Consider the following 25,970-nt stretch of genomic DNA (forward strand, 5'->3'; position numbering starts at 1 on the left):
GAACTAGCGTTGCTTAGCATGAATGGAGAGGACATTATCATTTCTTCTTCATAGCCCTCATCTCAGCCAATGTTTTATCATCGGCGAGCAAGATATGCCGTGATGGTGCGTGAGATTGAGCGTTTTGAGTACAGCTGCGGCCATAAGGTCTATGGAGATAAGAGGAGCCGCGGAAATTGCCAGGAAGGCGGCTGAGGCTCTGCGAGAGGAAGCCCAATCCTATGCCGGGAACAATCCTAAGGAGCTCTGGGGTCTGCTAGAGGAGGCTAAGTCGTCTCTATTAGCGTCAAGGCCCACCGCGGTATCGCTTTGGAATGGGGTACAGTCGGTATTCAGGAACGTGACAGTGGATATGAGCGTGGAAGAGATACGCTCCAAGATAGTCTCCAATGCCGAGGCATTCATCAAACGCTCCAAGGAGGCTGTGGATCTGATCGGCCGAATGGGGGCGAGGAGGATCCGCGATGGGGACGTGGTGCTGACCCACTGTAACTCCAAGGCGGCCCTCAGCATCATCATCCAAGCGCACAAGGAGGGGAAGAGGATCGAGGCCTTCGCCACCGAGTCCCGCCCTTGGCGACAAGGACTGTTGACTGTCCGCGATCTTTCCTATGCCGGAATCAAGCCTACTCTGATCGTTGACTCCGCCGTTAGGTGGCTCATGAAAGACGTGGATTTGGTGGTGGTGGGAGCCGATACTATATGCTCTAATGGGGCTCTCATCAACAAGATAGGCACGTCTCAGATTGCCCTAGCGGCCCATGAGGCTAGGGTACCTTTTATTGTCGCAGCCGAGACTTTTAAGTTCTCCCCCCGCACCATTTACGGGGAATTGGTGGAGATAGAGGAGAGGGATTCCTCAGAAGTGGTTAAGCCAGGAGAGGTCCCTGAGGACACGAAGATCTTAAACCCTGTGTTCGATGCCACGCCTCCCGACTACATCGACGCCATTGTGACTGAGGTGGGCGTAGTTCCTCCCTATGCCGCCTATGAGATCATCGTCAAGGAATTAGGGCATGAGTTCATATTTCGTGAATGAGCACAGGTAAATGAGCAAAGGTGAGAGCATGGAATATTCTGATAAGTACCTACATTTGGGAGAAAAAATAGACCTGGACGCGCATGTGGTATGTGTCTACAAGGTAAAGACGGAGCTGCCGATGAAGGTCGCAGCCGCGGCCATCGCCACCGAGCAATCCACAGGCACGTGGACAGACATCAGTACCTTAGACGAGAGGATATTTGAAGCCTACAGCGGGAAGGTTATCGACATCAAGAAGAACATCTGCACCATCGCCTTTCCCCTGGATGACTTCTCATTGGATATCGGAGGCGTGCCCCAGACTATGAGCGTAATATGTGGCAATCTCTTCGGATTAGAGGCTCTTCAGGGGGTGCGTTTGGAAGATTGTATCTTCCCCAAGTCGATGATTAAGGAGTTCAAGGGGCCAAAATTCGGCATCGCCGGAATGAGAAAGATATTAAAACGGCCAGAGAAACCCCTGGTAGGCACAATAGTGAAACCGAAGATCGGACTCCCTCCACAGGGTTACGGTGATTACATCTATGAGGCAGGGATGGGAGGCCTTACCAACGGCAAGGATGACGAGACGCTGACTAATCAGAAGTTCTGTCCATTGGAGGAAAGAGTGGTAGCAATCGCCGAGGCCATAGATCGAGTGAAAGAGGAAACAGGTCATCGAATGATGCATGCCATCAATGTCACCACTAGAGGCGAGAAGGTGCTGGAAGTAGCTGAGAGAGCACAGGAATTAGGGGCGACGGAGCTGATGGTGGACGTCTTGACAGCAGGATTCGCCGCCGTCCAGGTGTTGGCAGAGGATCCTTCCATCAAGCTTCCCATTCATGTGCATCGCACTTTCCATGCCGCATTTACCCGCAACCCAGACCATGGGGTAGCGTGGAGCGTTTTCGCCAAACTATCGCGCATGTGCGGTGGAGATGCAATTCACATAGGAACCTTCGGCGTGGGAAAGATGCACGGTGAGGCAAAGGAGGACCTGGCTTCCCAGAGAGCCTGCGTGGAGAAGATGGGATCGTTGAAGCCTGCACTTCCTGTTTGCTCCGGCGGTGTACATCCTGGGTTGGTAGAGAAACTGGTGAAGATAGGAGGAAAGGACCTCCAAATACAGGCTGGAGGCGGCGTCTCAGGTCATCCTCAAGGGGTGCGCGGAGGAGCACGAGCGCTTTCCCAAGCCGTGGACGCGGCCTCAGAAGGCATACCGGTGAAAAAATACGCCAAAGACCATGAGGAGTTGCGCCTGGCTCTGGAGAAGTGGATGAAATGAAGCTTAGGGCGAAATACATTGATATGGACACCGGAGAGCTCACAGCCCTCCTCCACACCACGGACGCGCTGGAGCTGGGGGTCAGGGAGCAGGACCGGATAAAACTCAAGCATGAAAACGACACCGTGACTGCCATTGTGCACACCACTGAGCGATACCTCAAGCCTGGAGAGGTCGGCTTGCTGGGAAAGGCATTCCAATATATCGGCCCTGAGGTGGGAGAGGTCCTGGAGGTGCTCCCTACTGGGAAGCCAGAATCGGTGGAGTACATAAAAAAGAAAATGGACGGCATGGAGCTCAGCACGGCGGAGATACGCGCCCTGATTCAAGACATCTCCTCTCACAATCTTTCACAGGTCGAGCTGGCTGCTTATGTCACCGCTTTGCACATAAACGGGATGAACATCCGCGAAACCGTGGACCTGACCATGGCCATGGTCGAAACGGGTGAGACCATTGAGTTCGATAGAGGCCCAGTCTTCGACTTCCATTCCGTTGGGGGCGTTCCTGGAAATAAAGTCACGCTCCTTATAGTCCCTATAGTGGCGGCGGCGGGACTGCTGATACCTAAGACGTCCTCCCGCGCCATAAGTTCGGCGGCAGGGACTGCGGACATCGTAGAGGTATTCGCCAACGTGAACTTCGACGCCAAGAGGCTCAAGAGCATAGCCGAATCGGTGGGAGGCATAATGGCCTGGGGAGGTGGGTTGAATCTCGCACCAGCTGATGACATAATCATCAGGGTGGAGTATCCTTTAGGAATCGACCCCCACGCTCAGCTCTTGGCCAGCGTAATGTCCAAGAAGAAGGCTGTGGGAGCCGACCACCTGCTCATCGACATCCCCATGGGCATGGGTACCAAGGTCCCCACCATGGATATGGCCAAGCAGTACGCCCGCGATTTCATTGAGCTAGGAGAGAAGCTAGGGATGAGGGTAGAGTGCGCAGTGACGTATGGTGGGCAACCAGTCGGCCGTGCTATAGGACCGGCCTTGGAGGCTCGTGAAGCAATCTCCATATTAGAGGGGGCCAAGTCGCCAAATAGTGTTATAGAGAAGACACTAACACTAGCTGGCATCATCCTCGAGATGGGCGGAATAGCTAGAGGCTACGACCGAGCCAGAGAGATATTGGAATCGGGGAAAGCGCTTGAGAAGTTCCGGGAGATCGTGCAGGCACAAGGAGGCAATCCCTCCATTAAATCAGAGGATATCCCCATAGGGAAGTATAGCGCTGATGTGCTGGCGAAGAAGTCGGGATATGTCGGAGCCATACATAACAAGCTTTTGGTGAAAATCGCCAGGGCTGCAGGCTCCCCTAAGGATAAAGGCGCGGGCTTGCTCATTTCCAAGAAGGCAGGCAGCAAGGTGGACGCGGGAGAGCCTCTCTACACCATTTATGCTGACAATGAGAACAAACTAGCCGAAGCCGTTGCCCTGTCAAAGAAGCTGGAACCAGTGGTGGTGGAAGGAATGGTGCTAGCTCGCATGCCTGGCATTACTCGCTTCCAGGTCTGATTCTGCGCTCACTGCGCCTCTGTTCAGCTATAGCCTGAGTTAAAGTAAGCTCTCCTAAGGCTACGGAGCGCGCCAGCCGAGAGGAGATGGTTACGCTCCCTTGGCTCTCCAAGCGGGAAAGGCGCTTAAGATCTTTTAGCTCTCCCGGTGTGGGCTCAATCTTTGGTGGCTCGACGAGGAGCTCTCCCTTGGTCATAGCGATACGTTTAGCCGCCTCAGCGTCAGGCTCCTCCGACCTGATGGTAGTGCCAGTTTCATCCACCAACTCTATCTCATCAAACATATCCCAGATTTCACGAATTATGAGGTTACCCTTGGTAGGATCACCGTGTCCTACCCTGGCAATGGCCTTGGAGAAGGTCAGGCATCTCAATATCTTGGCCACGGCCTTGGGGACCTCTGCCGGGGTGCGCACCGTCTCCGATGCTAGCATCCTGCCTTCACCGAAAACGGCCAGGCCCACATTCTTCCCAGGGTCGATTCCCACCACTACGGTATGGAAGCGGATGCCGCCTGCTAGCATGCACTTTGCCATGCTCACGGCCTCCTCCGGATCCTCTAACACCACGACATGCTCAAAGTCAACTTTTTTCCGCTCAGCCTCAGTGGTGATCACCACCCCCACGGTGGAGGGTACCTTGCCCTCTCTTCCCAAGGAGATGAAAGGCTCTCCTTTTTTCTTAAGTAGGCGCACCAGTTGGTAGAATCTCTGGAAATCCTCGGTATAAAGGCCTATCACCTTCACGAACCATCATTGAGCCTCTAGCCCTTAATTATTGTCAAAAGAGCATCATTGTTTTAGAACTTGATTGGATCTTAAAATTCGCCGAGGCCAGAGGATAGCTTTCAATTCGGTTTAGCCGTGAAGATGGGAGGGAGAAATGGAAATCTTCCTACATATCCCGACATATCCAGAAGGTTCATTTCTTTCCTAGATCGCTTCAGCATAAAATTGAGCTGGGACTTGATTCATTCTCCTCACTCAACCCTCATCTCGGCTACCTCCTTCTACTCCGTAGAAATCAGTTTATCTTCTTTTCACACTGGACTTTCTGATACATTAAAGTCCAATGAGCCAGCATACAGGACCATAAATTCTCCGCTCTAGGCCCGGCTACGGGCCCCTACCCTGTCCACGTTCTCACTGATTATGGTTTTGAGAGACAGGTATCCTAGAGCGCTAAATATGGCGAAAGATGCCACTCCTCCCCACAGTAAAAGGGGTTTCGAGCTGAAGGCATCATAGAGAACGCCTCCCACCGACGGTCCTAATGACCATCCTGTGGAGGTGAAAAGGCCGAAAAGGCCCATGTATCTGCCCCTCTCACTTTCGGGGGACATATTAGCTACCAGATTCATCGAGGAAGGTGAGGTTATGATCTCACCCATGGTTATGACCACCATGCTGCCTGCTAAGGCCCAGAAGTCCACAGCCAAGGCCACGGAGAGGTATCCTAAGGCATAAATGAGGGCTCCTGCCGCTGTCACGGTGCTCATGCGGAAGCGCACAATATAATGGGCTATGGGCAGCTGGATGAGTACTACCATTATACCGTTGAGGGCATAGAGATAGCCCACTTCCGTTACAGATATGCCTACCTTTCCCACAGCGAAAACCGAATACACGGAGGACATCTGAGCCATGACCAGCCATAGGAATATGGAGAAGAAGCTGAAGAGCAGGAAAGGAGTGGCCTGATTCCTGAGCTCCTTGATGTCCTTCAAGGATATGCGCCTGCGCTGCAGATCGCGACGGGAAGATTCCCTAACAAAAAGGGCCACCAGCATGGCCACCGCGGCGCAGCAAAGGGCAGTGAGCAGATAAAGGGTACTGTATCCCCAAAGAGCGAGGATCCCTCCGAGAAGAGGGCCTAGTGTCCATCCCACGTTCTGACCGATACGCATGAGGCCGTAGGCCTCCAATCTCCTGCTCGGCTCCACCACATCGGCCACCATGGCATTGCTAGCCGGCTCGAAGAGTGAGCCAACAAAGGAGGAGCAGGTAACCAGGGCCGCGATGCTAAGAAAATCATTACTCATCGCGATGATGATGCTTATGCCTAGAAAGATGGCGGCGCGAGAGGCCATGGCCAGTATCATAATCCTTCTGCGTCCATAGCGGTCCGCCACCTCTCCTCCCAATATCTGGCCAATGGCACCAGCTCCCGTGGATACTAAGAATACTAGCCCCACCGTGGTCATGGGCACGCCCAGCTCGTAATGGAAGTATATGCTCAGAAAAGGAATCACAATGGAGAAGCCGGTGGCAGATATAATACGGCCTAAGAACAGCGCCCATATCCTTTTATCGAACTGCCTAAGGTATTTGCTTCCGCCATCCATGAGCATTCCTTTTAATGAGAGTATAGCCGGGCCCAGCTTTTGGTCTCTAATAAAGTTATGCCTGTACCATGAAATATCATGACAAGCGAAGAATAGGGTTTAATCAAACGATCGAAGTCGCACACCCAGCGAGCAGATAATATGAAAGAATGATAGCGAAGAAGTCATGTATATATTGTAAAATCATCAATAATCTGACTGGGGTCTGATCGTATACACGCTAGAGAACTAGTTGATGTGCTGGAAAATGATCTGTTGACCCTCGATAGACAGGGAGTTGTGAATCTCGTCGAGAAAGCCTTTTCGGACATGACGCCCTTGGAGGTGGCCGAGCATGTAGTGGCTCCTGCCTTGCGCCGCATCGGTCAAGGATGGCAGGAGGGCAAGGTCGCCTTGGCACAGGTTTACATGGCGGGAAGCATTTGCGACGAAATTATCTCGAACGCCCTGCCCAAAACCACACCGATTGAGCACCAGGAGCCAAGATTGGCAGTCGCCAATTTGGAGGACTACCACAGCCTGGGGTTGAAGATAGTGACCTCCATGCTCCGCGCTACTGGCTTCCACGTCAAGGAATATGGGAGACAGGATGTGCGCTCGCTAGGAGAGTTGGTCAAGAGAGACCAGATAAACATCCTCTTTGTCTCCACCCTCATGCTGCGCTCCGCGCTGCGCGTCAAGGAGTTGCGCCGCTATCTCAAAAGTTTGGGATGCGAGCTGAAACTGGTGGTCGGAGGAGCGCCTTTCCTATTCGACCCTGTCCTTTATGAGAAAGTGGGCGCGGACCTCATGGGAAAGGATGCGTCTGAGGCTGTGACCATAGCCTTTTCCCTCAGTGGAGGTGATTGAATGGAGATGTCATCTTTGGAGCGTACTCTAACGGCTATGTCCTTCAAGGAACCGGATCGTGTGCCTATCTTCCTCCTCTTCACCATGCATGGAGCAAAGTTATTGCATATTCCTTTGAAAAGATACCTCACTAGCGCAGAGAGCATGGCCAAGGCTCAACTGCGTTTGCAGGAGATGTTCGGGCATGACTGTTTGTACAACTTGAGTTATGCTGCAGCGGAAGCAGAGGCCTTTGGGGGAGAGGTGATATTCTTCAACGATGGCCCTCCCAATGTCGCGAGGCCGGTGCTGACCAAAAGAGAGGATATCGATAGGCTAGAGCCCCCTGAGATAAGCCAGTGCATCTCTATGCAGCAGACGCTAAAATGCACTCGTTATCTAAAACAAAGCGCGGAAGGAGAAGTGGCTATAGTGGGAGTGGTGATGTCTCCTTTTTCGCTTCCTGTGATGCAGATGGGTTTCCAGGCTTATCTTGATCTACTACTACAGGATAGAGACCGATTCTGGTCCTTGATGAAGGTAAACAAACAGTTCTGCATCGAATGGGCTAATCTCCAACTTGAAGCTGGGGCTAATGCCATCGCCTACTTCGACCCTATGGCCTCCACCACAATAATTCCCAAGTGGCTCTATCTCGAAACGGGCCAAAAGGTAGCCAAAGAGACCTTGTCCTCAATCAAAGGACCTTGCGTGACCCACATGGGCTCGGGAAGATGCTCAGGTTTGGTGCAAGAGATTGCTGAGACCGGCTCGGTGGGCTTAGGAGTAAGCGCCTTGGAAGACTTAGCGCAATTGAAGCAGGAATGCTATGGCCGAATGACAGTCATTGGGAACCTGAACGGTATAGAGATGGTGCGCTGGACGAGGAAGATGACGGAGGAAAGAGTGAGACAGGCGATATCCAGTGCTTCCGCAGGAGGGGGTTTCATCCTATCAGATAATCATGGGGAGTTGCCGTTCCAAGTCCCTTGGGCGGTGATTAAATGGGTCATGGATGCCGCATTAAGATACGGTAATTACTCTTGAGGAAGGGGTATGGGCGGTACGAAAGTCTTCGTTGGCGATGTTCTGCGTCAAGAGGTGACATCAGCCCTTAAGTTGGAAAATAGGAAGGAGGTAGAAGTCATTGCCTACCCTACATGGCCCCCCGTCCCTTGTAGCCCGATGGAGGCGCTCCAGGCTGAACTTGATAAGTTGAAGGATGATGCTGAGGTGGTGATCTTGGGCTCTGAGTTTCTCACCGCTGCTCCCCCAAATATCCCTTCGCATTGGATCTTCGTCGCCGTGGGTGAGTGTGCGGAGCTCTTGCTCGGCCCCCATCGACTGAAAGAGCTGAGGAGAAAGGCAGCAGCCCTACTCACCCCAGGAATGCTGTCAAAGTGGAAGGAGAGCGGTGCGATGGCACCTCCATGGCTCCTGCATGAGGATGATGATGCAGCGGATAGGGAGACCATAGTGCTCGATACAGGAACTCATGAGGACCTTGTGAACGAGCTAAAAGATGTAAAGACATTGTCTCGTTCGCCGATATACCTCATCCCCTGCGATCTGGATTACCTGCGGTTGCAGCTCTCCCGAGCCCTCATGGAAACGGCTCTACTGGGACAACTGGAAAGGGCTCGTCTGGAAGCAAAAGCTCAAGCACGTCTGCGCTCTGACTACGCCCTGGCTCTTGATCTGCTGCAGAAGATGAGTCATAGCAATAACGAATCCGAGGTGATAGGCTCTATCATGGATGTGTTGAGTATGCTCTTCTCCCCCGCAGAGGCAGATTATTACTCTATCACGGAGGAAGGTGAGGTGTTGGTCTTCGATTATGCCGAGGGGGAACTGATGAAGGTAGAAGATTTGACCCCCGAGGACGTTCTTTCCCATGCCGGCGAGTGGGACGAGGCCAGCGAGGGATTCAAGCTCAAAATAGAGGATAAGAATCAAGCCGTTGGTGTGGCTTGTCTGCGCCATCTAGCCGCTCCAGAATTCCATAAAAGTTATCTGGAGTTAGCTTGGCAATTGTCCACTATCTTCGGTTTGGCCGTGGCCAACGCCAGGACTTATCAATCTCTGAGAGAGGCCGAACGAGAGATGGAGAGAGCTTTCGCTTTGGAGAGGACCATGCTAGAGATTTCCCAAGGACTATTCGCTCGTCAGGAATTCGATAAAGGCGTGCATGATGCCCTAGGACGTGCGGCAGAGGCCATGGGTGCATCACGAGCTCTGCTCTTCAGATTCTCCCGCGACATGACCAAGTTATGCGTGACGCATGAATGGCATTCCCCCGAAATCCCCTCCGCCAAGGAATTTTTCTCACAGATTGCCATAACAAAGAGAGGGTGGCTTAATGAAAGCTTGCAAGCCGAGGGCACAGTGCGCTTGATGGACCTGGATAGTACAGACCAAGGCCTAGGGCCGGAAATTGAACCTTTCCGTCGAGCAGGCGCGCGCAGCATGGCGCTTACCTCTTTGGCCGGGGACGGGAAGCAGCAGGGACTGGTATGCATGATGCACACGCGCCCCTCGCAGAACTTTGAAGCGGATGAGGCCAATCTCCTTCGCTTCCTGGGACAGACCATCAGCCTTGCGCTGCAGAAAAAAAAGAATCAGGAGGATTTGGCAGATATGGCCGAGGCGGTGAGCATGAGTAACAAGGTCCTTCGCCACGACATACGCAATGAGCTCATGGTGCTGACAGGTTCTTTACAGATTTATGAAATGAAGAGAGATAATAAACACTTAGAGAGAGCCAAGCGCTCCGCGGCGCGATTGGTGGAGATCCTGGAACATTTCAAAGAGCTGGACCTCTTCCTTCAGTCCAGCAAAGGATTGTTCGCGGTGGAGCTAGAGGAGGCCATCAAAGAGGCCATGGCCCATCATCAGATCAATTACAACATTAAAGGAAAGGGGAAAGTGCTGGCGGATTACGCCATCAATTCTATATTCGATAATCTGGCGAGAAATTCAGTTAAGCATGGGGAGGCCAAGAACCTGGACTTCATCATAGGACAGCAAGGACCATTCGTGGAGCTGTTGATTTCCGATGATGGACGTGGCATACCGCCTGAGATCAGACCACGCCTATTCCAAGAGGGGTTCAGCTATGGTCAGGTGCGGGGCACGGGCCTGGGGCTTTTCTGGATAAAGAGAACGATGGAACGCTATGGTGGCTGGGCCCGCTTCGTAGAGTCTGAGCGTGGGGCGACGTTCTCCCTTGGATTCCTCCCTGCCTGATTCTCAAACATTATCGCCGCTTGGAATTGGCTGGCGTAGACGAAGCAATGCCATTCCCGCTGCTGATACCACTCCCAAGGAGGCCAAGGCACCCCACAGCATGATGCTTGATTCCAGATTATCATAGAGCACTCCTCCCACCAAGGAGGATGAGAACCATCCCATCGAGGCTATGAGACCAAAGATGCCCATGTGCCTCCCACGATCCTCGGCATGAGAGTAGGCCGCAGTGAGGCTGGTGGAGACGGGAGTGACCACCATCTCACCCAGTGTGATGACGATCATGCTCGCTGCCAGCCCCCATTCCTCCCAGATGAAGGCTAGACTGAGGAAGCCTACGGCATATATCAACGTCCCGAAGAACATGGAACCGAACATATTGTAGCGCGAGAGCCATCTGGCCAGAGGCATCTGCAGGAGCGCCACCATCAACCCGTTCAGGGCGAAGACCAGGCCGATAGCGAATTGGCCTATTCCCAGCCTATCATTAGCAAATACTGGGAAGGTGGTACCGAATTGGCCCGCCATTACGAAGAGGGGGACGCAGAGAGCGCAGAAGGTGAGGAAAGAGAGGCTTATTCCGCTAAAGTCCAGGCTCAAGCGCTTCCGCTCTGCCTTAGATACCAGCATGTTGCTTTCGCTCAGATAGAGCATGACGATGAGCGCGGCCAACAAAGACACGAAGGCAGAAGATAAGAAGGCGAGTTCGTAGGAAAGCGAGGTTAATAAGCCACCGATGGCTGGGCCCGCTGCGAACCCTAGATTCCAGGCCACGCGCATGAGGCCATAAGCCTCTAGCTGCCTTGCCGGTTCCACCACATCGGCCACCATGGCATTGCTAGCAGGCTCGAAGGTCCCCCCAAGGAAGAAATTGAATGCCAAGAGTACAGAAACGAGCATCAGATCAGGAAATAAGGCCACGGAGAGAGCTATTAAAAGAAAGGTGAGGGTGCGCGTGATCATCGAAACCACCATCACCTTGCGTCGGCCATACGCGTCCGCCCATACTCCTCCCGCCAAACTTCCGGCTGCCCCCGCCACACCTGCCACGAGAAGCACCACCCCTACCAAGGTCATGGATGCGCCGAGCTGCTGATTCATATAGAGCGCTAAGAAAGGATAGACTATAGAGAAGCCAGCTCCATCTATCAATCGGGACCAGAATAGGACCCAAATCCTGCGATCGAAGCCGATTCTGATGCGGGGCATGCTCCTCACCTCCACATTGAGATGGAGAAGCGAAGCTGTGGCCCTTGATAACAATTTCCTGCCGCATGATATCAATTAAACTGCCTAACTCTTCTTGAGGCGGTCGAGAAAGCTCTTCTTAGGCTCCTGCTCCGCCAATTTGCGCAACAGAGCCCTCTGCTCCGAGGTGAGCTTGCGCGGGACTTTGATGCTTATGCGCACGAATTGATCCCCCTTCCCCCGTCCATCTAGACGCGGTAATCCGTTGCCCTTCATGCGAAAGACTGTTCCATCTTGAGTCCCAGCAGGGATGGACAGCATTGCCTTCCCTTCTAAGGTAGGCACCTCTACCTCTGCTCCCAGAGCTGCCTCCCAGTATTCCACAGGCATATCCAGCCAGAGATCGGCTCCATCACGCTTGAAATGCTCGTGCTCCTTGACATGTACCACCACATACAGATCACCTGGTGGCCCGCCATCCGGGGAGGCATCGCCCGCGCCCGCCAAGCGAAGACGCATACCTGAATCCACGCCTGGCGGAATCTCTATCTTTAACTTAGAGGTGGATAGTTTCATCCCTCTGCCATCGCACACAGGACACCTATGCTCGAACACCTTCCCGCTGCCACGACATCTCTGACAAGGGGTTATGGATACGAAGCGCTGATAGCCGCGCTGCTGCACGTTCTGGATCTGGCCTCGACCACCGCAGGAAGGGCAGCTCTGCACCTTTCCATCTTTGGCCCCGGTTCCCCTGCAGGCCTCACAACTCACAGTGCGAGGGACGGATATCTCCCTCTCACCTCCACTGGCCGCCTCTTCCAGGCTGATCTCGATGTCGTAGCGCAGGGATTGGCCCTTATGAGGCCCGGAGGCTCCTCGGCCTCCACCGAAGAACATATCAAAGATGCTGCCCCCAAAGCCAAAGGAGCCGAGGTCTCCGAATATGTCCCTAAGGTCGGAGGCGTGAGTGAAATCGCTCCACTGGAAGCCCCCATTGGAGAACTGACCGCTCAAACCCTGATGGCCATATTGATCATAGAGCTTGCGCTTCTCCGGGTCCGCCAGCACTTCATATGCCTCGGATATCTCTTTGAAGCGCTCCTCGGCCTGAGCCTTATCCTCTTTAGTCACGTCTGGATGGTATTTCCTTGCCAGCTCTCGATACGCCTTCTTAAGCTGTTCTAGGGTGGCGTTCCTGGGTACCCCTAGGACCTCATAGTAATCGCGCTTCTCGGCCATGGAAGGGGCTACTTATCCTCATCGACTATTTTATAGTCAGCGTCCATATAGCCGCCCTTGCCTCCTTGCCCGCCATCACCCGGTGGCGGGGAGCCGGCGCCGGGCCCGGCGCCTTGCTGGCCCTCGTCCTTCTTGGAACTCGCGGCATAGATGCGCGCCGATACCGCGTACATCTCTTTCATGACCGCATCCATTTTAGCCTTGATGTTGGCCACGTCCCCTCCCTTGACCGCCTCTTTGAGTTCCGCGATGGCCTTCTGAATCTTCTCCCTTTCCTCGGAGGACACTTTATCCGCGTGCTCCACGAGGGTCTTCTCGGTGTTGTAAATGAGGGAGTCGGCTTGGTTTATGGTCTCCACCTTTTCCCTCCTCTTCTTGTCCTCCTCGGCGAATCTCTCCGCCTCCTTTATGGCACGCTCCACCTCTTCCTTGGTCATTTTCTTAGCGGAGGTAATGGTAATCTTCTGCTCCTTACCCGTGCCCAGGTCCTTGGCGCTCACGTTTACGATGCCGTTGGCATCGATATCGAAGGTGACCTCTATCTGAGGCACTCCTCTCGGGGCCGGCAGGATGCCAGTGAGTTGGAACTTGCCTAAGGAGACATTATCCGCGGCCATCTCTCTCTCCCCCTGCACCACATGTATCTCCACCGCTGGCTGGTTGTCCACCGCAGTGGTGAATATCTGTGATTTCCTAGTGGGGATGGTGGTGTTGCGCTCGATGAGCTTGGTGGTCACGCCTCCAAGGGTCTCTATGCCCAGGGAAAGTGGCGTCACGTCGAGGAGCAGGACGTCCTTGACCTCGCCAGATAGCACTGCGCCTTGAATCGCAGCCCCCATAGCCACGCACTCCATGGGATCGACGCCTCTCTGAATCTTCTTGCCTACGATAGATTCCACGAAGCGCTGTATTATCGGCATGCGGGTGGGGCCTCCCACCAAGATTACGGCATCAATCTTATCCGCCGTCAGCTTGGCATCCCTCAAGGCGTTCTCCATGGGACCGCGGCACCTCTCCACTATAGGGGTCACCAGCTCCTCCAGCTTCGCCCTGGTTATGTTCATAGAGAGGTGCTTGGGACCGCTGGCATCGGCGCTGATGAAGGGGAGGTTGATCTCGGTGGTAAGGGTGGAGGAGAGCTCAATCTTGGCCTTCTCGCATGCCTCTCGCACCCTCCACATGGCCATTTTATCCTTAGTGAGGTCGACGCCAGTCTCATTCTGGAACTGCTTGACCACATATTTCACCAAAGCCTCGTCCATGTCTGTTCCACCTAGCTGAGTGTCGCCTGAGGTGGACAGCACTTCGAACACTCCGTGAGCGAATTCCATGATGGTGACGTCCAGCGTCCCTCCACCAAGGTCAAAGACCATTATCTTCTGCTCCTTATCGCCCTTATCCAGGCCGAAGGCTAGAGCGGCGGCGGTAGGCTCGTTAATGATGCGCACAACCTCTAAGCCAGCGATAGTACCTGCGTCCTTTGTCGCCTGTCTTTGGTTATCGTTAAAATAAGCAGGAACGGTTATAACCGCCTTGGACACCGTCTCCCCTAAATAAGCCTCAGCGTCCCTCTTTATCTTTTGCAAAATGAAGGCGGAAATCTGCTGTGGTGTATACTCCTTTCCAAACACCCGTACCTTGTAATCCGTCCCCATTTTCCTCTTGATAGCGGAGATCGTCCCTTCCGGATTGGAGACCGCCTGGCGTTTGGCCGGTTCTCCCACAAGGAGCTGGCCGTCCTTAGTGAAGGCCACATATGATGGGAAGGCCTTCCCTCCCAGACTGGTCCCCTCTGCGCTAGGTATGATGGTCGGCCTGCCGCCCTCCATGACTGCGGCGGCAGAGTTGCTGGTTCCTAGATCAATCCCTATTATCTTGGACATTTTGATCACCTTCCTGTTTGGCCTTGCCTACCTTCACCTTGGCGTGCCTTATTACGCGATCTCCCATGAAATAGCCCTTCTGATAGGTCTCATAAATCACTCCCTCCTCCCCCTCGCACGTTGCGAAGGCCTCATGGAAGGAGGGATTGAACTTGCAATCCATAGGCATCTCTCTTAAGCCATACGAGCGCAAAACGGAGAGAAGGTTGCATTGAATCTGTTTGATGCCTTGACGTAAATCCTCTTCATTTACATTAGAGGACAGAGCTCTTTCCAAATCATCTAAGGTGCCCAATAAATCGCACACCAGGCGATCATTGGAGGTCTTGATGCATTCCTCCTTCTCGCGCTTCACCCTTTTCTTGTAGTTATCGAATTCCGCCTGTATGCGTTTCGCTAGGTTCTCCCATTCCGCGCTGAGAGTCTTCTCTGATTCCAAGAGGGCGCGGAGGGACTCTACCTCCTTCTTAAGGTCCTCTAGCTCTGCCTGTGCGCTCTTCGCTAGGTTCTCCCACTCCTTGCTACGGGATTTCTCTGATTCCAAGAGGGCGCGGAGGGACTCTACCTCCTTCTTAAGGTCCTCTAAGCATCGACCGACTTCCGATTTCTCATTTTGCTTTACGAGTTCCGCTGCGCCCTCGGACATGAATCTCGACCCCAGGATGCATTCATGTTGAACGTCAGAATGTGAATTTAATGGTGTTAGGAGGGGGCTTGCGCCCCCTCAAAGAGATTGGCCCTCAGTCCATGTCGCCCAAGCCCTCATCCGAGCCTGGCATTCCGCCCTTACCGCCCGGACCGCCAGCTGGGGCACCGCCCTTGGCAGCGATCACGTCGTCGATCCTCAGGATCATGATGGCGGCGTCGGTGGCTGAGTTGATGGCCTGCTTGCCCACGCGCAAGGGCTCCAGCACATTCAGCTTGAGCATGTCGTCCACTTTGCCCTCGTAGACGTTCAAGCCAGCGTGCTTCTTGCCGTTCTTGTGCGCCTTGCGCATCTCGATGAGGATGTCAATGGGGTCCAGGCCTGCGTTCTCCGCTAGAGCGGTGGGGATGACCTCCAGGGCAGAGGCATAGGCATCGATGGCGATCTGCTCGCGGCCTCCCACTGAGGCGGAGTACTCCCGCAGCCTAAGCGCTATCTCCACCGCGGTGCTACCACCTCCGGTGATCATCTTGCCGTCCTCAATGGCTACGGCCACGACCGAGGTAGCGTCCTCCAGGGAGCGCTCGATCTCATCCACCACATGCTCGGTACCTCCGCGGATGAGAATGCTTACGGCCTTGGGGTTCTTGCATCCAGTGACGAAGGTCATCTCCTCCTCCTGGATCTTGCGCACCTCCACCAGCTCGGCGTTGCCTAGGTCATCGGAGTCAAGCTCATCCAGCTTGGTGACTATGTTAGCGCCAGTGGCTTTAGCGAGCTTCTCCATGTCGCTCTTCTTCACGCGCCTGGCGGCATAGATCTGCTCCTTGGCCAAGAAGTGCTGCACCAAGTCGTCGATGCCCTTCTGGCAGAATACCACGTTGGCACCTGACTTCTTGATCTTGGCCACCATGTCCTTGAGCATGCGCTCTTCCTCTTGGAGGAAGGCGGCCATCTGCGAGGGGTCTGTAATCTCGATCTTAGCGTCAATCTCCGTCTTCTTGATCTCCAAAGCTGCATCCAGGAGCAGAATCTTCGCCTTGGTCACCTTCTTCGGCATGGCTGGGTGAACTGGCTCCTTGTCCACTATGATGCCTTCGATTAGCATGGTGTCGTCCATGGAGCCGCCCTGCTTCTTGACCACCTGGATGTTGTCAGTGTCCACCACCCACTTGCCGTTGGTCTTCTCCGCCACTTTCAGGACTGCGCCCACAGCTACATCTGCCATGTGCTCCCTGCTTCCCACTACTGACTTGGACATCATAGAGGTCATCGCGATCTTTCTCAGGGTCTCCTTGTCCTTGACATCCACGTCTTCGGCTACCTCCTCCATGACCTCCAAGGCCTTATTGGCAGCCATGCGGTAGCCAGCGCTGATAATGGTTGGGTGGACATTAGCATCAATGAGATCCACGGCCTTCTTGAGCAATTCGCCGGCCAATATAACGGCGGTGGTGGTGCCGTCGCCGCACTCCTCGTCCTGTGTCTTAGCGACCTCGACCAGCATCTTGGCCGCTGGGTGCTCCACGTCGATCTCCTTCAGGATGGTAACGCCATCGTTGGTGATGACGACATCTCCCAGGCTGTCGACGAGCATCTTGTCCATCCCACGGGGGCCGAGGGTGCTGCGGACCGCATCAGCGATGGCTCGCGCCGCCATGATATTGTTGTACTGAGCGTCCTTGCCCTTGTCCCTCTTGGTCCCTTCCTTGAGGATGAGTATCGGTGTCTGACCCATTCCCATGTCACTACCTCCAGTTATTTTTACAAATATGTTATATCTAGCTCCTAGCTAGCGGGCAGTAGGATGTTTGTTCTTCTATATAATCATTTCTACAAAGATGAGAAAGGACAGGACTCCAGAATCTCCGAACTAGCCCTGATGTCAATAGGCCAAGCCATCCCAGCCTCTTGATTTCTGGTGAGGTAAATGATGGCGAATGAATCTGCGAAAAAGGGATAGTTCTTTATCAGGTCTGTCATTCTCCCATATTGGATATATATGGGAGACCTCGAGACCTGCCTTGCGTTGCTTTTCAAGCGCAAGGGGAAGCAGATTCTCTCCGAAAAGGAATTCGTTTTCTCGGCTAGCATGGACTTTCGCTGGTTCTCGCCCAAGGAGGCACAGACTTTGCTGGAAATAGGCGTCAAGCGAGGCCTGTTGGAGCGATCCGAGGGGATGGTTAAACCGACCTTCGATTACAAGAACATAGAGGTCCCCATCAACTACCGCCCCTGCAAGGATATTTTGAAAGATGTTCAGCCAGACGTCTCACTGTTCGGCCAGATATTGGACTCCATGGCCATCTCTACAGGGCTAAAAAAGCGCGATCTGGTAGCTCGAGTCAATAAGCTCCAAGATAGGTTAGGAGTTGATATAGAAGTGGCGGCCCTAGCGTTGGCCAAGGACCTGGGAATCGATATCATGCCTTTCATAGATAGAGTAAAGGCAGAGATCCTGAACCGAGGATGACTTCAGTTATTCTCATTCCTTCTTCTTGGCCTGCTTAAGGATGTGTTCGATGGTGAGTCCTCCTCCATAAGCTGGGCTTTTGGCCTCCGGTTTTATCATCGGCACCTTCTCGATTAGAACGATGTTTAGCTCCTTTTCCAACTTGGCTACCAGCGCATCGTCTGGCTTCAGATTGCCAGATTCCACCTTAGAGAGAGTGGAAGCCTTCTCGTTTATCTTGGCAGCGAGCTGGTCCGTCTTCCAACCTCTGGCGTTGCGAGCGTTCCGGATGCGGCCGGCATAGTCGTCCACCAGCTCATAGACCTCCTCCTCCTTGTAAATGTCCTTGGGTCGCATGCGGCGCTCACGTTGCTCCAGGCGGGAGGCGATGACAACTTTAGTCGGTGATGGTTTCGGTCCAACCTTGGCCTTGTCACCGAATCGCTGGCATTCCTTGCAGACCTTCATCTGCGCCCCTTCTATCCAAGTGGACCTGGTCTCCTGCACCTCCTTGCCGCAAAGCTCGCATATCATCCTAATCGCCTCTACTCAATTCCAAGTCCATAGATAATAGTTGCTGAAATAATTGCTGATGTACACATATGAAATCAAGATATTATATGAAATCAGGATATGCGGTAAACTCGATTGAGATTGGGACCGACCCCTCGCAGCCTCTAGAACTCCTAAATAATTATCCTATTTGATAATATAAAATTTATTCTCAAAACTAAACAAAACCACAATGCCAGGTGTCATTCTCACAGTTCGTTATCCTTATCGATAGGGATGCTGGTTAAGGAGGCTCTTTTAGAAGATTTCAAATAGCAGCCCTCTTTATATTGAGAAGTAAAATCATACGTTGAGGTGAAGCACACGAAGGAGCCCCAGGTTGAAGAACTCCTGAATGAGATGCGCGAGAAGATAGAGGTCCTGGAGCGAAGGAATACCGAGCTTCTCGATGAGATCAGGCGCGTTGAGGGGGAGAAGCGCTATGTCGAGAGCGAGCTGTTCCGCCTTCAGAAAGAGCTCAAAAGAATGCGTTCTGAGATGGAGCGCCTTAAATCGCCCCCCCTGATCATCGGCGCCATTAAGGATATTTTGGCGGATGGGCGGGTTATAGTGAAGAGCTCAACTGGCCCAGATTTCATTGTTTCCACGTCGGAGTACGTCCCGCCCGAGGAGCTTGAGGTGGGGGCAAGGGTGGCGCTCAACAAGCAAACGCTGGCGGTAATGGGCGTTTTGCCACCCTCCCTTGATCCCATCGTGATCGGTGCCGAGATAATTGAAAAGCCGTCTATATCCTATAAGGACATAGGTGGCCTGGATGAACAGATCCTGGAGGTGCGGGAGGCCGTGGAAGACCCCCTGCTCAGACCAGAACTCTATAAGAAGGTGGGCATAGAGCCTCCCAAGGGTGTGCTGTTGGTAGGACCTCCAGGAACAGGAAAGACTCTGATCGCTAAAGCGGTAGCTCACCAGACGAACGCCACCTTTATCAGGTTCGTGGGAAGCGAGCTGGTGCAGAAATACATCGGTGAGGGGGCGCGTTTGGTGAGGGAGCTGTTCGAGCTGGCCAAGGAGAAGGCTCCAAGCATCGTATTCATAGATGAGCTGGATTCCATAGGGGCCAAGCGGTTGGAGGTAGCGACCTCAGGTGACCGAGAGGTACAGCGCACACTGATGCAGCTGCTGGCCGAGCTGGATGGCTTCAATCCCATCAGTGATGTGAAGATCATAGGCGCCACCAACAGACCGGACATTCTGGATGAGGCTCTCCTACGCCCTGGGCGATTCGATCGCATAATCGAGGTGCCGATTCCCAATTATGAGGGCAGGAAGGAAATATTCCGCATCCATATGTCCAAGATGGCCATAGACCCCAACGTGAACCCTGCTGATCTGGCCCTTAAGACAGAGGGTGCCACCGGAGCCGATATCAAGGCCATTTGTACCGAAGCTGGAATGTTCGCCATTCGTGACAATCGCGAATCGGTAAGCATGTGCGATTTCGAGAGGGCCATCGCCAAGGTGCTGGAGATAGAGGAACCTAAATGCACCGAGTCGGGCGTCATGTTCGCCTGATCTCGGGCCTCAAATTTTTTTACCTAACCACATTTTTCATTTCTTTGGGGTGCATATCATTTCTTAAAACGCCCGAAAAATCTTCTGCGACTATTGGCTCTGTTACCCTCCTCGTCCTTTTTCCCCAAAACTTTTCTTGCTTCTTCCAATTCCTTGACCTCTTGTTCATTGAGCTCCGTTTCGATTATCACAGGCCCTATGTAATCGCAATCATGGCAACGATAAACCCTTCCGGTCAAGCCACCTAAATCATAGAAAACGTTCGTGCTCTTGCACTGAGGGCATTGCTGTACTACTACCATACGTGCCATATCGCAAAAATAAAGTTCTTATTACTATTTCAATCCGGTCTCAAATCCTCTCCACCCTGCGAATACTGCTGCACAGCGTTATAAATATCCTCCATTCCGAAGGGAGTCTCAGCGGACACGGGAGTGAGCTCACGATATACTCCCACGCTCTCCATAGCCCTCAAGAACTCGATGCTTTGGATGTTGCGAGCACTGAAATCCCCTTGGGTCAGGGCGGCGAAGAGCGACTCCGGCTCATTCGCCCATTCCTCCAGCTGCCTTAATTGCTCTTCTTCCAGGGTATCAGCCTTAGACAGAACGTTCAGGAAGGGGATGCTAAATCTGAACTGGACGGTGGCGCCGAGCATGAGGGTGGAGACGAAGCCATTGGGTGTTTTGGCGAGTGCAGGGTCGGAGAGGAAAACCAGGAAAGATTCCTCTCGGCCCAAGGCATCCACTATCACCTGACTAGACTGCCTGAAGGCAAAGAGCTCCATCTGCCCTGGCGTATCTATGAGTACATAAGGGACCTTGAAACCCTCTATAACCTCGGCCAACTCCTTTACGTTCAGAGCCATCATGTCAGCGCAGACGATTTGAGCACCGTTGGGGCCGAGGGCATATTCCTTCATCACCTCCTCTACCCGCACCCAATCGCGAATGTCGACGTCTGGGTCGTAGGGTATGTATTCAGCTCCAGGATCTAGGTTGACAGTTATGCAATCCAAACCCTGCAGGGTCATCCATTCCTTGAAGGCCCATACAAGGGAGGATTTGCCGCTTCCCGCTGTTCCTATGAAGTAGATATTCATCTTTTGCCTCCAAAGGGTCTACGAAGCTCCATGAGGGATTCAGGCTAAAAAGGTTAAGCGTAAAACGATAGGCATTAGTAGGTAAGCAAAGCCTTTTCTCATTATGAAGGCGATTGAATTACTTTTTGCTGTAATTTGTGCATTCCTTTGACCAGAAGTTACGACACAGATGTAGACTTGTAAAATCTTCCAGTTTTATAAGGATTGTAACTTCTTTAATTCTTTAACTCTATTAAAATTAACATATCTTATAAAAATTCAAAAATGAATCGCATATCAAACAAAATTTTTAGACTGCTTCAATGGACACTTCCTTCGCTTGTTTTATACTCTCTCATAAATTGCTACTGATTAAGCTAAGAAAAAGGTTTGGAGCTTTAATGGATTAAAAAACGAAAATGGACATCAGAAAGAATATAGCTAAAAGAGGAAGGAAAATAGCCACCCACAGCAATTTCTTCCATTTCAATACCTGCCTTCCATCCATAGGCTCAAAAGGCATGAAACTGTATACTGCAGATAAAAGGTTCATGGAGCATGCCAGTATGGCAATAGGGAGGAACCAGCCTCCCAAAGGAATGAATAACAGGAAGATGCTGAAGACGCCTAGACTCACGAGTGGGCCAGCTCCGAACACTATGGCCTGCTGTTTGGGAGTGAGTTTTTTCGGATCGTTTATGACCGTCTTGGCAGGATAAGCATATACCAGACCGAAGAAAAATGAGGTGATCACCATCAGCACCATGCCTAATCCCCAGAATCTGTATTCCGCCACTGCGCCATACCTAGAGGCAACGTACCTGTGCGTCAGATCATGTAATAGAATAGCGAAACCAGCCACGAGGACAAAGACCAATATGGTATTGGGATCCAACAGATCCTTCCGCTTCGCTATCATATAAGCGAAGCCCAGTAGGATAGAGGCCACAGCCACGACCATGATCTCCCTGAGTGAGAAGCCCATTAGGAAAGGAGGCCTATGCTGCGCTAATTGCTTCCTGTATTTGCTCTCCGCTTTCATGAGATAAGCACGAGATTGGAATCGTGCATAACCCTCCACGAAATCCTCAATCTTATCGAGGGGGAGCAGTTTTTTCGAGCCGGCAGCGATCTTTCCCAGCCACCGTGAAGTTGCCGAGGAATGAGTGGAACCTGCGGCGGAGCCGCTTGCATAACTAGAGGCAGAGCCTGCAGCAGCTGCCGCAAGCAGTCCGACAGTTGACCCCACCACCACCGCACCGACCGTGCCAATAACTTGTTGGCTAGCATCTCTACGAGATGGAATCGGGATTTCACCTAATGCGCCCCTTATACACATAACGAAAACATCGTCTGAGCCACTCGCATAAGTGTTGGTGTGGCCCACTGCTAAATAGCTCCCGTCCGATCTCTGGACCGCCACAGAGCCCGAGACCGGGAGTCCGGGCATTCCGAAGCTAGCCTCCCATGCCTTCTCTCCTTGCCCATCCACTCCAACCAGGTAGATGCTAGATAAGCCAAATGAGGTGGTCGAGCCGCCCAGCACGAAGCCGTCTGCCGCTTTGAAGAGGGAGGATCCTAGCTCCTCGCCTTGGCCTCCATAAGCCCTTTCCCACACTATTTCTCCTTGAGTCGTTGTTCTTACTACATAGAGGTCATTGCCTCCGCTTCCCATCCCATCTGTATGTCCAGAAACAATGAAGCCCCCATCCGTTAGCTCCATAACATCATAAGCATAGGTCGATCCCGGGCCGAAATACCTCTGCCATAGAAGAGTTCCGTTAGCTGTTGTCCTGATAAGATAAGCCTTAGGCAAGTTAGCTCGAGATGTGTCAGAAAATGATTGCGTCCAACCTGATATGGCATAGCCCCCATCCGATGTCTGTATAACTTTCTTCCCCCAATCTCTCCCCGCGCCACCAAACGTCCTCTCCCATTCTACTATCCCAATATCATTGGTTTTTATAAGATAGAGATCTGAGCTACTCCTATATCCCGTAACAGCGAAGCCGCCATCAGAAGTCTGGACAACACTAAAGGCGACGTCATTGATCCCTGTCCCTAAGGTCCTGCTCCATAGCATGGCGCCATCAATGGTCGTCTTGAAAAGCCAAATTCTGTACTGCTGCAAGTCGCTGCTCCAAGAGGCCCCAGCCACCACAAATCCTCCATCCGACGTCCTGGTCAAGCCATAGGTATAATCGCCTCCCCCATTGTCATACGTCTGAGCCCAAAGCACATTGCCAGAGTGGTCATATTTTATCAAATAAGTGTCATACTGATTCAGATTCGAACCTACTGGCTTTGTAATACCAAGAACCAAATATCCTCCATCCTCTGTGGCCAAGGCATTGAAACCCGCATCGCTATCTGGACCACCGACCACACTCCTCCAGGACGCCCAAGTGGAGCTCGCACTGTCCTTCTTCACTTCCTCGAAATGATAATAGTCGTATTGGGTTGTGGATAGCCAGGGGGATACTGAGTCCATGCCGATCGCCTGGGAAGGCGCATCGGTCTCAATGTAAGTTTCAATAAGAACCCCGTCGAGATAAAGGGAGAGGACGTTTTCAACCATGGTCATGGTCATGGTGTACCAGCGGTAGCGTTCTAAGACCACCTGGCCCCAGCGCATCACTACTGAGTTGTCCCTATACAAAGCGAAATTGCTATAATATCCATCGAGTGCCCAGCCGTAGTTATGGCCCTCTGTTACAACATTTATGCCTATGGCTCCTTTTCCAGGACCGAACTGTTCAATCCACATCCCTCTGACCTCGGCCATCCATTCAAAAATGCCAGGAGGGAACAATCTATGAGAGATGTAGGTAGGGGGCTCTGCAGTCATCTCCAAGACCACACAACTATGATTTAGGTAGGTATGTTGAGGGACGCCTACAGTCCAGCCAGAGGCCTCCATCTCCTCAAATGTAAAGTAGTCCATGTGATCCGTCCAAGAATACGCTGCCGATTCCGCTTTCACTTGTGGCAAGTCGATGACCGAAACTAAGACCAGCCAAGCAAGGAATACCGTGATAAGGAGCTGTTTTCTCAACTAGGCCCCTCCCCCTGAAATAAGAATAGAATCCAAGTGAATAATAGCATTATCGATTGAGAGAATGCTCGAATTTCATTTTGGGTTCAGTCATTAAGGTTCTGGATTATTTGTGAGATTGAAATACGCTCGATTCACGAAGACAGGAAAACTCATATAATTCCGAATTCGGCACTAAAAAATAAGATGACAGGGTATTTCTTAGAGCGGGCCCGGTGGGATTCGAACCCACGGCCCATCGGTTAAGAGCCGATTGCTCTACCTAGCTGAGCTACGGGCCCGTGCTTGCGCCAAATAGGATTGCCGTTAATAAAGATATCGTATTAGTTGTGATGTGATCATGAATTCGCCTGGACAATTATCCTTTATCAATTATTATCTCTTGTGCCTTGCCTCTTTTGATCAAGGCCTTCGCTATCTTGCTTGGAAGGGTGATGATGTCCTCTTTGCTCAACTCATATACCCCTGAGGTGGTCGTGAAAGGGGGAATGTTCTCCAACACGCGAACCAGGACCTCATCGGAATTTCGGCCTAAAGGCATGGAAGCTTTTGCTGACAAGCCTGATGCTTCCAATACCTCTTTTCTAGCATCGATGTTTTCTATGCTCAAAGGTTTTGCTTCATCCATCTCAGGAGGAGGGCTTTCCTTCAGCATGACCTCCACCTGTTCGGAGGGCGAAGGAGAGGGGATGGTTGGTTGAGAGCCTTTTTTAGGCTCTTCCGTTCTTATGTTTTGGACCTTGTCTTCACTTACTTGAGATGTCTGTGCTGAGCGAGAGAGGGGGATATAGGCAGGTCGGGGAAGATCCAAGAGACCGTTTCGCATCCCTTGCACCTGTGCCAAAGCGGTCTCGAACAACCTTCTTTCCTCATCTGTCAGGCGCGCTTGCTCCACCTTACCGCCAGCAGCAGCCAAGACGGCCATGTGCATGATCTTATCAGCCCTGATATCGAATATTTGCAAGGCTTTCTCTCGTACTTTGGAGATCATCTGACTGAGTTGTCTTGCCTTGGCTCCGTAAGAATCTATTGCCGCCTCTTTCTCGTATTCCCGCCGCAACTGTTCCATTAGCGTTCTCAGCGCTGAGTAGAAGTCCTGCCTTAGCGAGGTCAGACTGGCTGACTTCTTCTCCTCCCTATAAACGTTGGTCACGTCCTCATAGGTGAGTGGTTCCAGAGGCGGTGGCATTAAAGACACATTTGAATGAGGATATTTGATGGTTTAGGGTTTGTTTTATTCGTTTGTGCATATGAAACGGAAAACCTATTTCCCCGCATACTCCTTCTATGATTCCGTGGACGCTCATTCCATTCTCAGAGAAAAAGAGTCAGGAGTAGAGCTCGATATTATCGTCTCCCCCTCAAGCGCTAGGAGCGAGATTGTAGGTATTGATGAGTGGAGAAAGAGATTGTTAGTGAGGGTTTGCTCTCCCCCAGAAAAGGGACAGGCGAATCAGGAGCTGGTGTCACTATTGAGCAGGCTCTTCTCAACACCTGTGGAGATTGTGCGAGGACATTCCTCTAGGCAAAAAACCGTATTCATATCGACTTCGGTGGAAAAGGCAATGAGGATGGTCGAGGCGCTTTCGACAAAAAAGAGTTAGACCGCCTTCTGAAAAATTTTTCCTGGACTTAGGCTATTATAGATTCAAACCTCAATTAACGCTCAATATGTTGCAAATAGGAATGATTTGCCAGAACTCAAAACACATTTAATCGTTAGATGGTGAAAATACACTCAGAGACTGAGATGACCTTCCAAGTCTGTCCTACATCAACCTTTTCATCTACAAACTCCATCAAACCCCCATCCAGTAATGTCATTTCCTAATGGACTCATGTTTGAGTCAAAACGATATTGTCTTTGGGGATAGTTTGTCTTCTTGAGCATTACCGTATCTTTCTGGCACCTCGGAGGTATTAAACAATGCCACCCTGCAATTAGTTAGATGTGCATTTATGTCTATTTGAAAATTTACTTAGGTAGAAATGCTTATCTTGCCGCCGAGAAGGACTTGATAGGTAGCGACTTTTTCTATGTGGTCCTAAATATGAAGCTTTGAACAAGATTTTAAACGCTAAAGCTCCCGATTAC

Annotated in this window: 22 protein-coding genes and 1 tRNA gene; 9 read left to right on the top strand and 14 right to left on the bottom strand. The window is 52.0% G+C overall.

What is annotated here, in order from left to right:
* The first annotated feature begins 109 nt into the window (after positions 1–109).
* The 3 genes from QW520_02665 to QW520_02675 are packed head-to-tail and all read left to right on the top strand — an operon-like array spanning position 110 to position 3,826.
* Positions 110–1,039, top strand: a complete 930-nt coding sequence (locus QW520_02665; protein ID MEM0448706.1) for a ribose 1,5-bisphosphate isomerase — start codon at positions 110–112, stop codon at positions 1,037–1,039.
* 10 nt (positions 1,040–1,049) lie between these two features.
* Entirely contained in the window at positions 1,050–2,309 is a 1,260-nt protein-coding gene (locus tag QW520_02670) for a RuBisCO large subunit C-terminal-like domain-containing protein (protein MEM0448707.1), read from the top strand.
* Positions 2,306–3,826, top strand: a complete 1,521-nt coding sequence (locus tag QW520_02675) for an AMP phosphorylase (GenBank protein MEM0448708.1) — start codon at positions 2,306–2,308, stop codon at positions 3,824–3,826. Before QW520_02670 ends, QW520_02675 begins: the two co-directional genes overlap by 4 nt.
* Here the strand turns inward: QW520_02675 and QW520_02680 are convergent.
* A complete protein-coding gene (locus QW520_02680) occupies positions 3,807–4,571 on the bottom strand; it encodes a hypothetical protein (GenBank protein ID MEM0448709.1) in 765 nt (254 codons plus the stop codon). The genes QW520_02675 and QW520_02680 overlap by 20 nt on opposite strands.
* Positions 4,572–4,930: 359 nt before the next feature.
* Positions 4,931–6,169 carry an MFS transporter gene (locus QW520_02685; protein MEM0448710.1) on the bottom strand — a complete coding sequence of 413 codons (1,239 nt, stop codon included), beginning with the start codon at positions 6,167–6,169 and terminating at the stop codon, positions 4,931–4,933.
* 237 nt (positions 6,170–6,406) lie between these two features.
* Here QW520_02685 and QW520_02690 point away from each other — a divergent pair, with 237 nt between their 5' ends.
* Genes QW520_02690 through QW520_02700 form a run of 3 tightly spaced genes read left to right on the top strand, consistent with a single transcriptional unit; the run spans position 6,407 to position 10,243 of the window.
* Positions 6,407–7,018, top strand: a complete 612-nt coding sequence (locus tag QW520_02690) for a B12-binding domain-containing protein (GenBank protein ID MEM0448711.1) — start codon at positions 6,407–6,409, stop codon at positions 7,016–7,018.
* Positions 7,019–8,044, top strand: coding sequence for a uroporphyrinogen decarboxylase family protein (locus tag QW520_02695; protein MEM0448712.1), 1,026 nt, complete (start codon positions 7,019–7,021; stop codon positions 8,042–8,044).
* A gap of 9 nt (positions 8,045–8,053) precedes the next feature.
* Positions 8,054–10,243: a GAF domain-containing sensor histidine kinase gene (locus QW520_02700; GenBank protein ID MEM0448713.1), complete on the top strand. Its 2,190-nt coding sequence runs from the start codon at positions 8,054–8,056 to the stop codon at positions 10,241–10,243.
* Between the two features lie 3 nt (positions 10,244–10,246).
* Here the strand turns inward: QW520_02700 and QW520_02705 are convergent, their stop codons facing one another.
* From QW520_02705 to QW520_02730, 6 genes are all read right to left on the bottom strand, one after another.
* Positions 10,247–11,452, bottom strand: a complete 1,206-nt coding sequence (locus tag QW520_02705; GenBank protein MEM0448714.1) for an MFS transporter — start codon at positions 11,450–11,452, stop codon at positions 10,247–10,249.
* An 84-nt stretch (positions 11,453–11,536) separates the two neighbouring features.
* The gene (gene dnaJ, locus QW520_02710) at positions 11,537–12,673 is read right to left on the bottom strand and encodes a molecular chaperone DnaJ (GenBank protein ID MEM0448715.1); all 1,137 of its coding nucleotides are present in this window, start codon (positions 12,671–12,673) and stop codon (positions 11,537–11,539) included.
* An 8-nt stretch (positions 12,674–12,681) separates the two neighbouring features.
* Positions 12,682–14,556 carry a molecular chaperone DnaK gene (gene dnaK / locus QW520_02715; protein MEM0448716.1) on the bottom strand — a complete coding sequence of 625 codons (1,875 nt, stop codon included), beginning with the start codon at positions 14,554–14,556 and terminating at the stop codon, positions 12,682–12,684.
* Positions 14,534–15,202 carry a nucleotide exchange factor GrpE gene (grpE, locus tag QW520_02720; protein MEM0448717.1) on the bottom strand — a complete coding sequence of 223 codons (669 nt, stop codon included), beginning with the start codon at positions 15,200–15,202 and terminating at the stop codon, positions 14,534–14,536. Before grpE ends, dnaK begins: the two co-directional genes overlap by 23 nt.
* Before the next feature lie 94 nt (positions 15,203–15,296).
* Entirely contained in the window at positions 15,297–16,946 is a 1,650-nt protein-coding gene (thsB, locus tag QW520_02725) for a thermosome subunit beta (protein MEM0448718.1), read from the bottom strand.
* An 89-nt stretch (positions 16,947–17,035) separates the two neighbouring features.
* Positions 17,036–17,185: a hypothetical protein gene (locus QW520_02730; protein ID MEM0448719.1), complete on the bottom strand. Its 150-nt coding sequence runs from the start codon at positions 17,183–17,185 to the stop codon at positions 17,036–17,038.
* 19 nt (positions 17,186–17,204) lie between these two features.
* Between QW520_02730 and QW520_02735 the strand changes: the two genes are divergently transcribed.
* Complete coding sequence (locus QW520_02735; protein MEM0448720.1) at positions 17,205–17,675, top strand: DUF2240 family protein; 471 nt, start codon at positions 17,205–17,207, stop codon at positions 17,673–17,675.
* Positions 17,676–17,687: 12 nt separating this feature from the next.
* On the opposite strand, the gene QW520_02740 is transcribed toward QW520_02735, so the two are convergent.
* Positions 17,688–18,188, bottom strand: a complete 501-nt coding sequence (locus QW520_02740; protein MEM0448721.1) for a multiprotein bridging factor aMBF1 — start codon at positions 18,186–18,188, stop codon at positions 17,688–17,690.
* Positions 18,189–18,521: 333 nt separating this feature from the next.
* Here QW520_02740 and QW520_02745 point away from each other — a divergent pair, with 333 nt between their 5' ends.
* Positions 18,522–19,739: a proteasome-activating nucleotidase gene (locus QW520_02745; GenBank protein MEM0448722.1), complete on the top strand. Its 1,218-nt coding sequence runs from the start codon at positions 18,522–18,524 to the stop codon at positions 19,737–19,739.
* Positions 19,740–19,795: 56 nt separating this feature from the next.
* Here the strand turns inward: QW520_02745 and QW520_02750 are convergent, their stop codons facing one another.
* From QW520_02750 to QW520_02770, 5 genes are all read right to left on the bottom strand, one after another.
* A complete protein-coding gene (locus tag QW520_02750; protein MEM0448723.1) occupies positions 19,796–20,050 on the bottom strand; it encodes a hypothetical protein in 255 nt (84 codons plus the stop codon).
* A gap of 29 nt (positions 20,051–20,079) precedes the next feature.
* Complete coding sequence (locus QW520_02755) at positions 20,080–20,841, bottom strand: ATP/GTP-binding protein (protein ID MEM0448724.1); 762 nt, start codon at positions 20,839–20,841, stop codon at positions 20,080–20,082.
* A gap of 385 nt (positions 20,842–21,226) precedes the next feature.
* Positions 21,227–23,875 carry a hypothetical protein gene (locus tag QW520_02760; protein ID MEM0448725.1) on the bottom strand — a complete coding sequence of 883 codons (2,649 nt, stop codon included), beginning with the start codon at positions 23,873–23,875 and terminating at the stop codon, positions 21,227–21,229.
* A 207-nt stretch (positions 23,876–24,082) separates the two neighbouring features.
* Positions 24,083–24,156: transfer RNA gene (locus QW520_02765), tRNA-Lys, on the bottom strand.
* A gap of 77 nt (positions 24,157–24,233) precedes the next feature.
* Positions 24,234–25,064 carry a hypothetical protein gene (locus tag QW520_02770; protein MEM0448726.1) on the bottom strand — a complete coding sequence of 277 codons (831 nt, stop codon included), beginning with the start codon at positions 25,062–25,064 and terminating at the stop codon, positions 24,234–24,236.
* Positions 25,065–25,125: 61 nt separating this feature from the next.
* Here QW520_02770 and QW520_02775 point away from each other — a divergent pair, with 61 nt between their 5' ends.
* Positions 25,126–25,479, top strand: a complete 354-nt coding sequence (locus QW520_02775; protein MEM0448727.1) for a DUF167 domain-containing protein — start codon at positions 25,126–25,128, stop codon at positions 25,477–25,479.
* The last annotated feature ends 491 nt before the right edge of the window (positions 25,480–25,970 follow it).

This window comes from Methanomassiliicoccales archaeon (assembly GCA_038740345.1).
Classification (GTDB): Archaea; Thermoplasmatota; Thermoplasmata; order Methanomassiliicoccales; family UBA472; genus JAJRAN01.

Coding starts and splice junctions, on each gene's coding strand:
- QW520_02670 (MEM0448707.1), top strand. CDS start 1,050: ATGAGCAAAGGTGAGAGCATGGAATATTCTGATAAGTACCTACATTTG.
- QW520_02675 (MEM0448708.1), top strand. CDS start 2,306: ATGAAGCTTAGGGCGAAATACATTGATATGGACACCGGAGAGCTCACA.
- QW520_02685 (MEM0448710.1), bottom strand. CDS start 6,169: ATGGATGGCGGAAGCAAATACCTTAGGCAGTTCGATAAAAGGATATGG.
- QW520_02695 (MEM0448712.1), top strand. CDS start 7,019: ATGGAGATGTCATCTTTGGAGCGTACTCTAACGGCTATGTCCTTCAAG.
- QW520_02700 (MEM0448713.1), top strand. CDS start 8,054: ATGGGCGGTACGAAAGTCTTCGTTGGCGATGTTCTGCGTCAAGAGGTG.
- QW520_02705 (MEM0448714.1), bottom strand. CDS start 11,452: ATGCCCCGCATCAGAATCGGCTTCGATCGCAGGATTTGGGTCCTATTC.
- dnaJ (MEM0448715.1), bottom strand. CDS start 12,673: ATGGCCGAGAAGCGCGATTACTATGAGGTCCTAGGGGTACCCAGGAAC.
- dnaK (MEM0448716.1), bottom strand. CDS start 14,556: ATGTCCAAGATAATAGGGATTGATCTAGGAACCAGCAACTCTGCCGCC.
- grpE (MEM0448717.1), bottom strand. CDS start 15,202: ATGTCCGAGGGCGCAGCGGAACTCGTAAAGCAAAATGAGAAATCGGAA.
- thsB (MEM0448718.1), bottom strand. CDS start 16,946: ATGGGAATGGGTCAGACACCGATACTCATCCTCAAGGAAGGGACCAAG.
- QW520_02730 (MEM0448719.1), bottom strand. CDS start 17,185: ATGACAGACCTGATAAAGAACTATCCCTTTTTCGCAGATTCATTCGCC.
- QW520_02735 (MEM0448720.1), top strand. CDS start 17,205: ATGGGAGACCTCGAGACCTGCCTTGCGTTGCTTTTCAAGCGCAAGGGG.
- QW520_02740 (MEM0448721.1), bottom strand. CDS start 18,188: ATGATATGCGAGCTTTGCGGCAAGGAGGTGCAGGAGACCAGGTCCACT.
- QW520_02750 (MEM0448723.1), bottom strand. CDS start 20,050: ATGGCACGTATGGTAGTAGTACAGCAATGCCCTCAGTGCAAGAGCACG.
- QW520_02755 (MEM0448724.1), bottom strand. CDS start 20,841: ATGAATATCTACTTCATAGGAACAGCGGGAAGCGGCAAATCCTCCCTT.
- QW520_02770 (MEM0448726.1), bottom strand. CDS start 25,064: ATGCCACCGCCTCTGGAACCACTCACCTATGAGGACGTGACCAACGTT.
- QW520_02775 (MEM0448727.1), top strand. CDS start 25,126: ATGAAACGGAAAACCTATTTCCCCGCATACTCCTTCTATGATTCCGTG.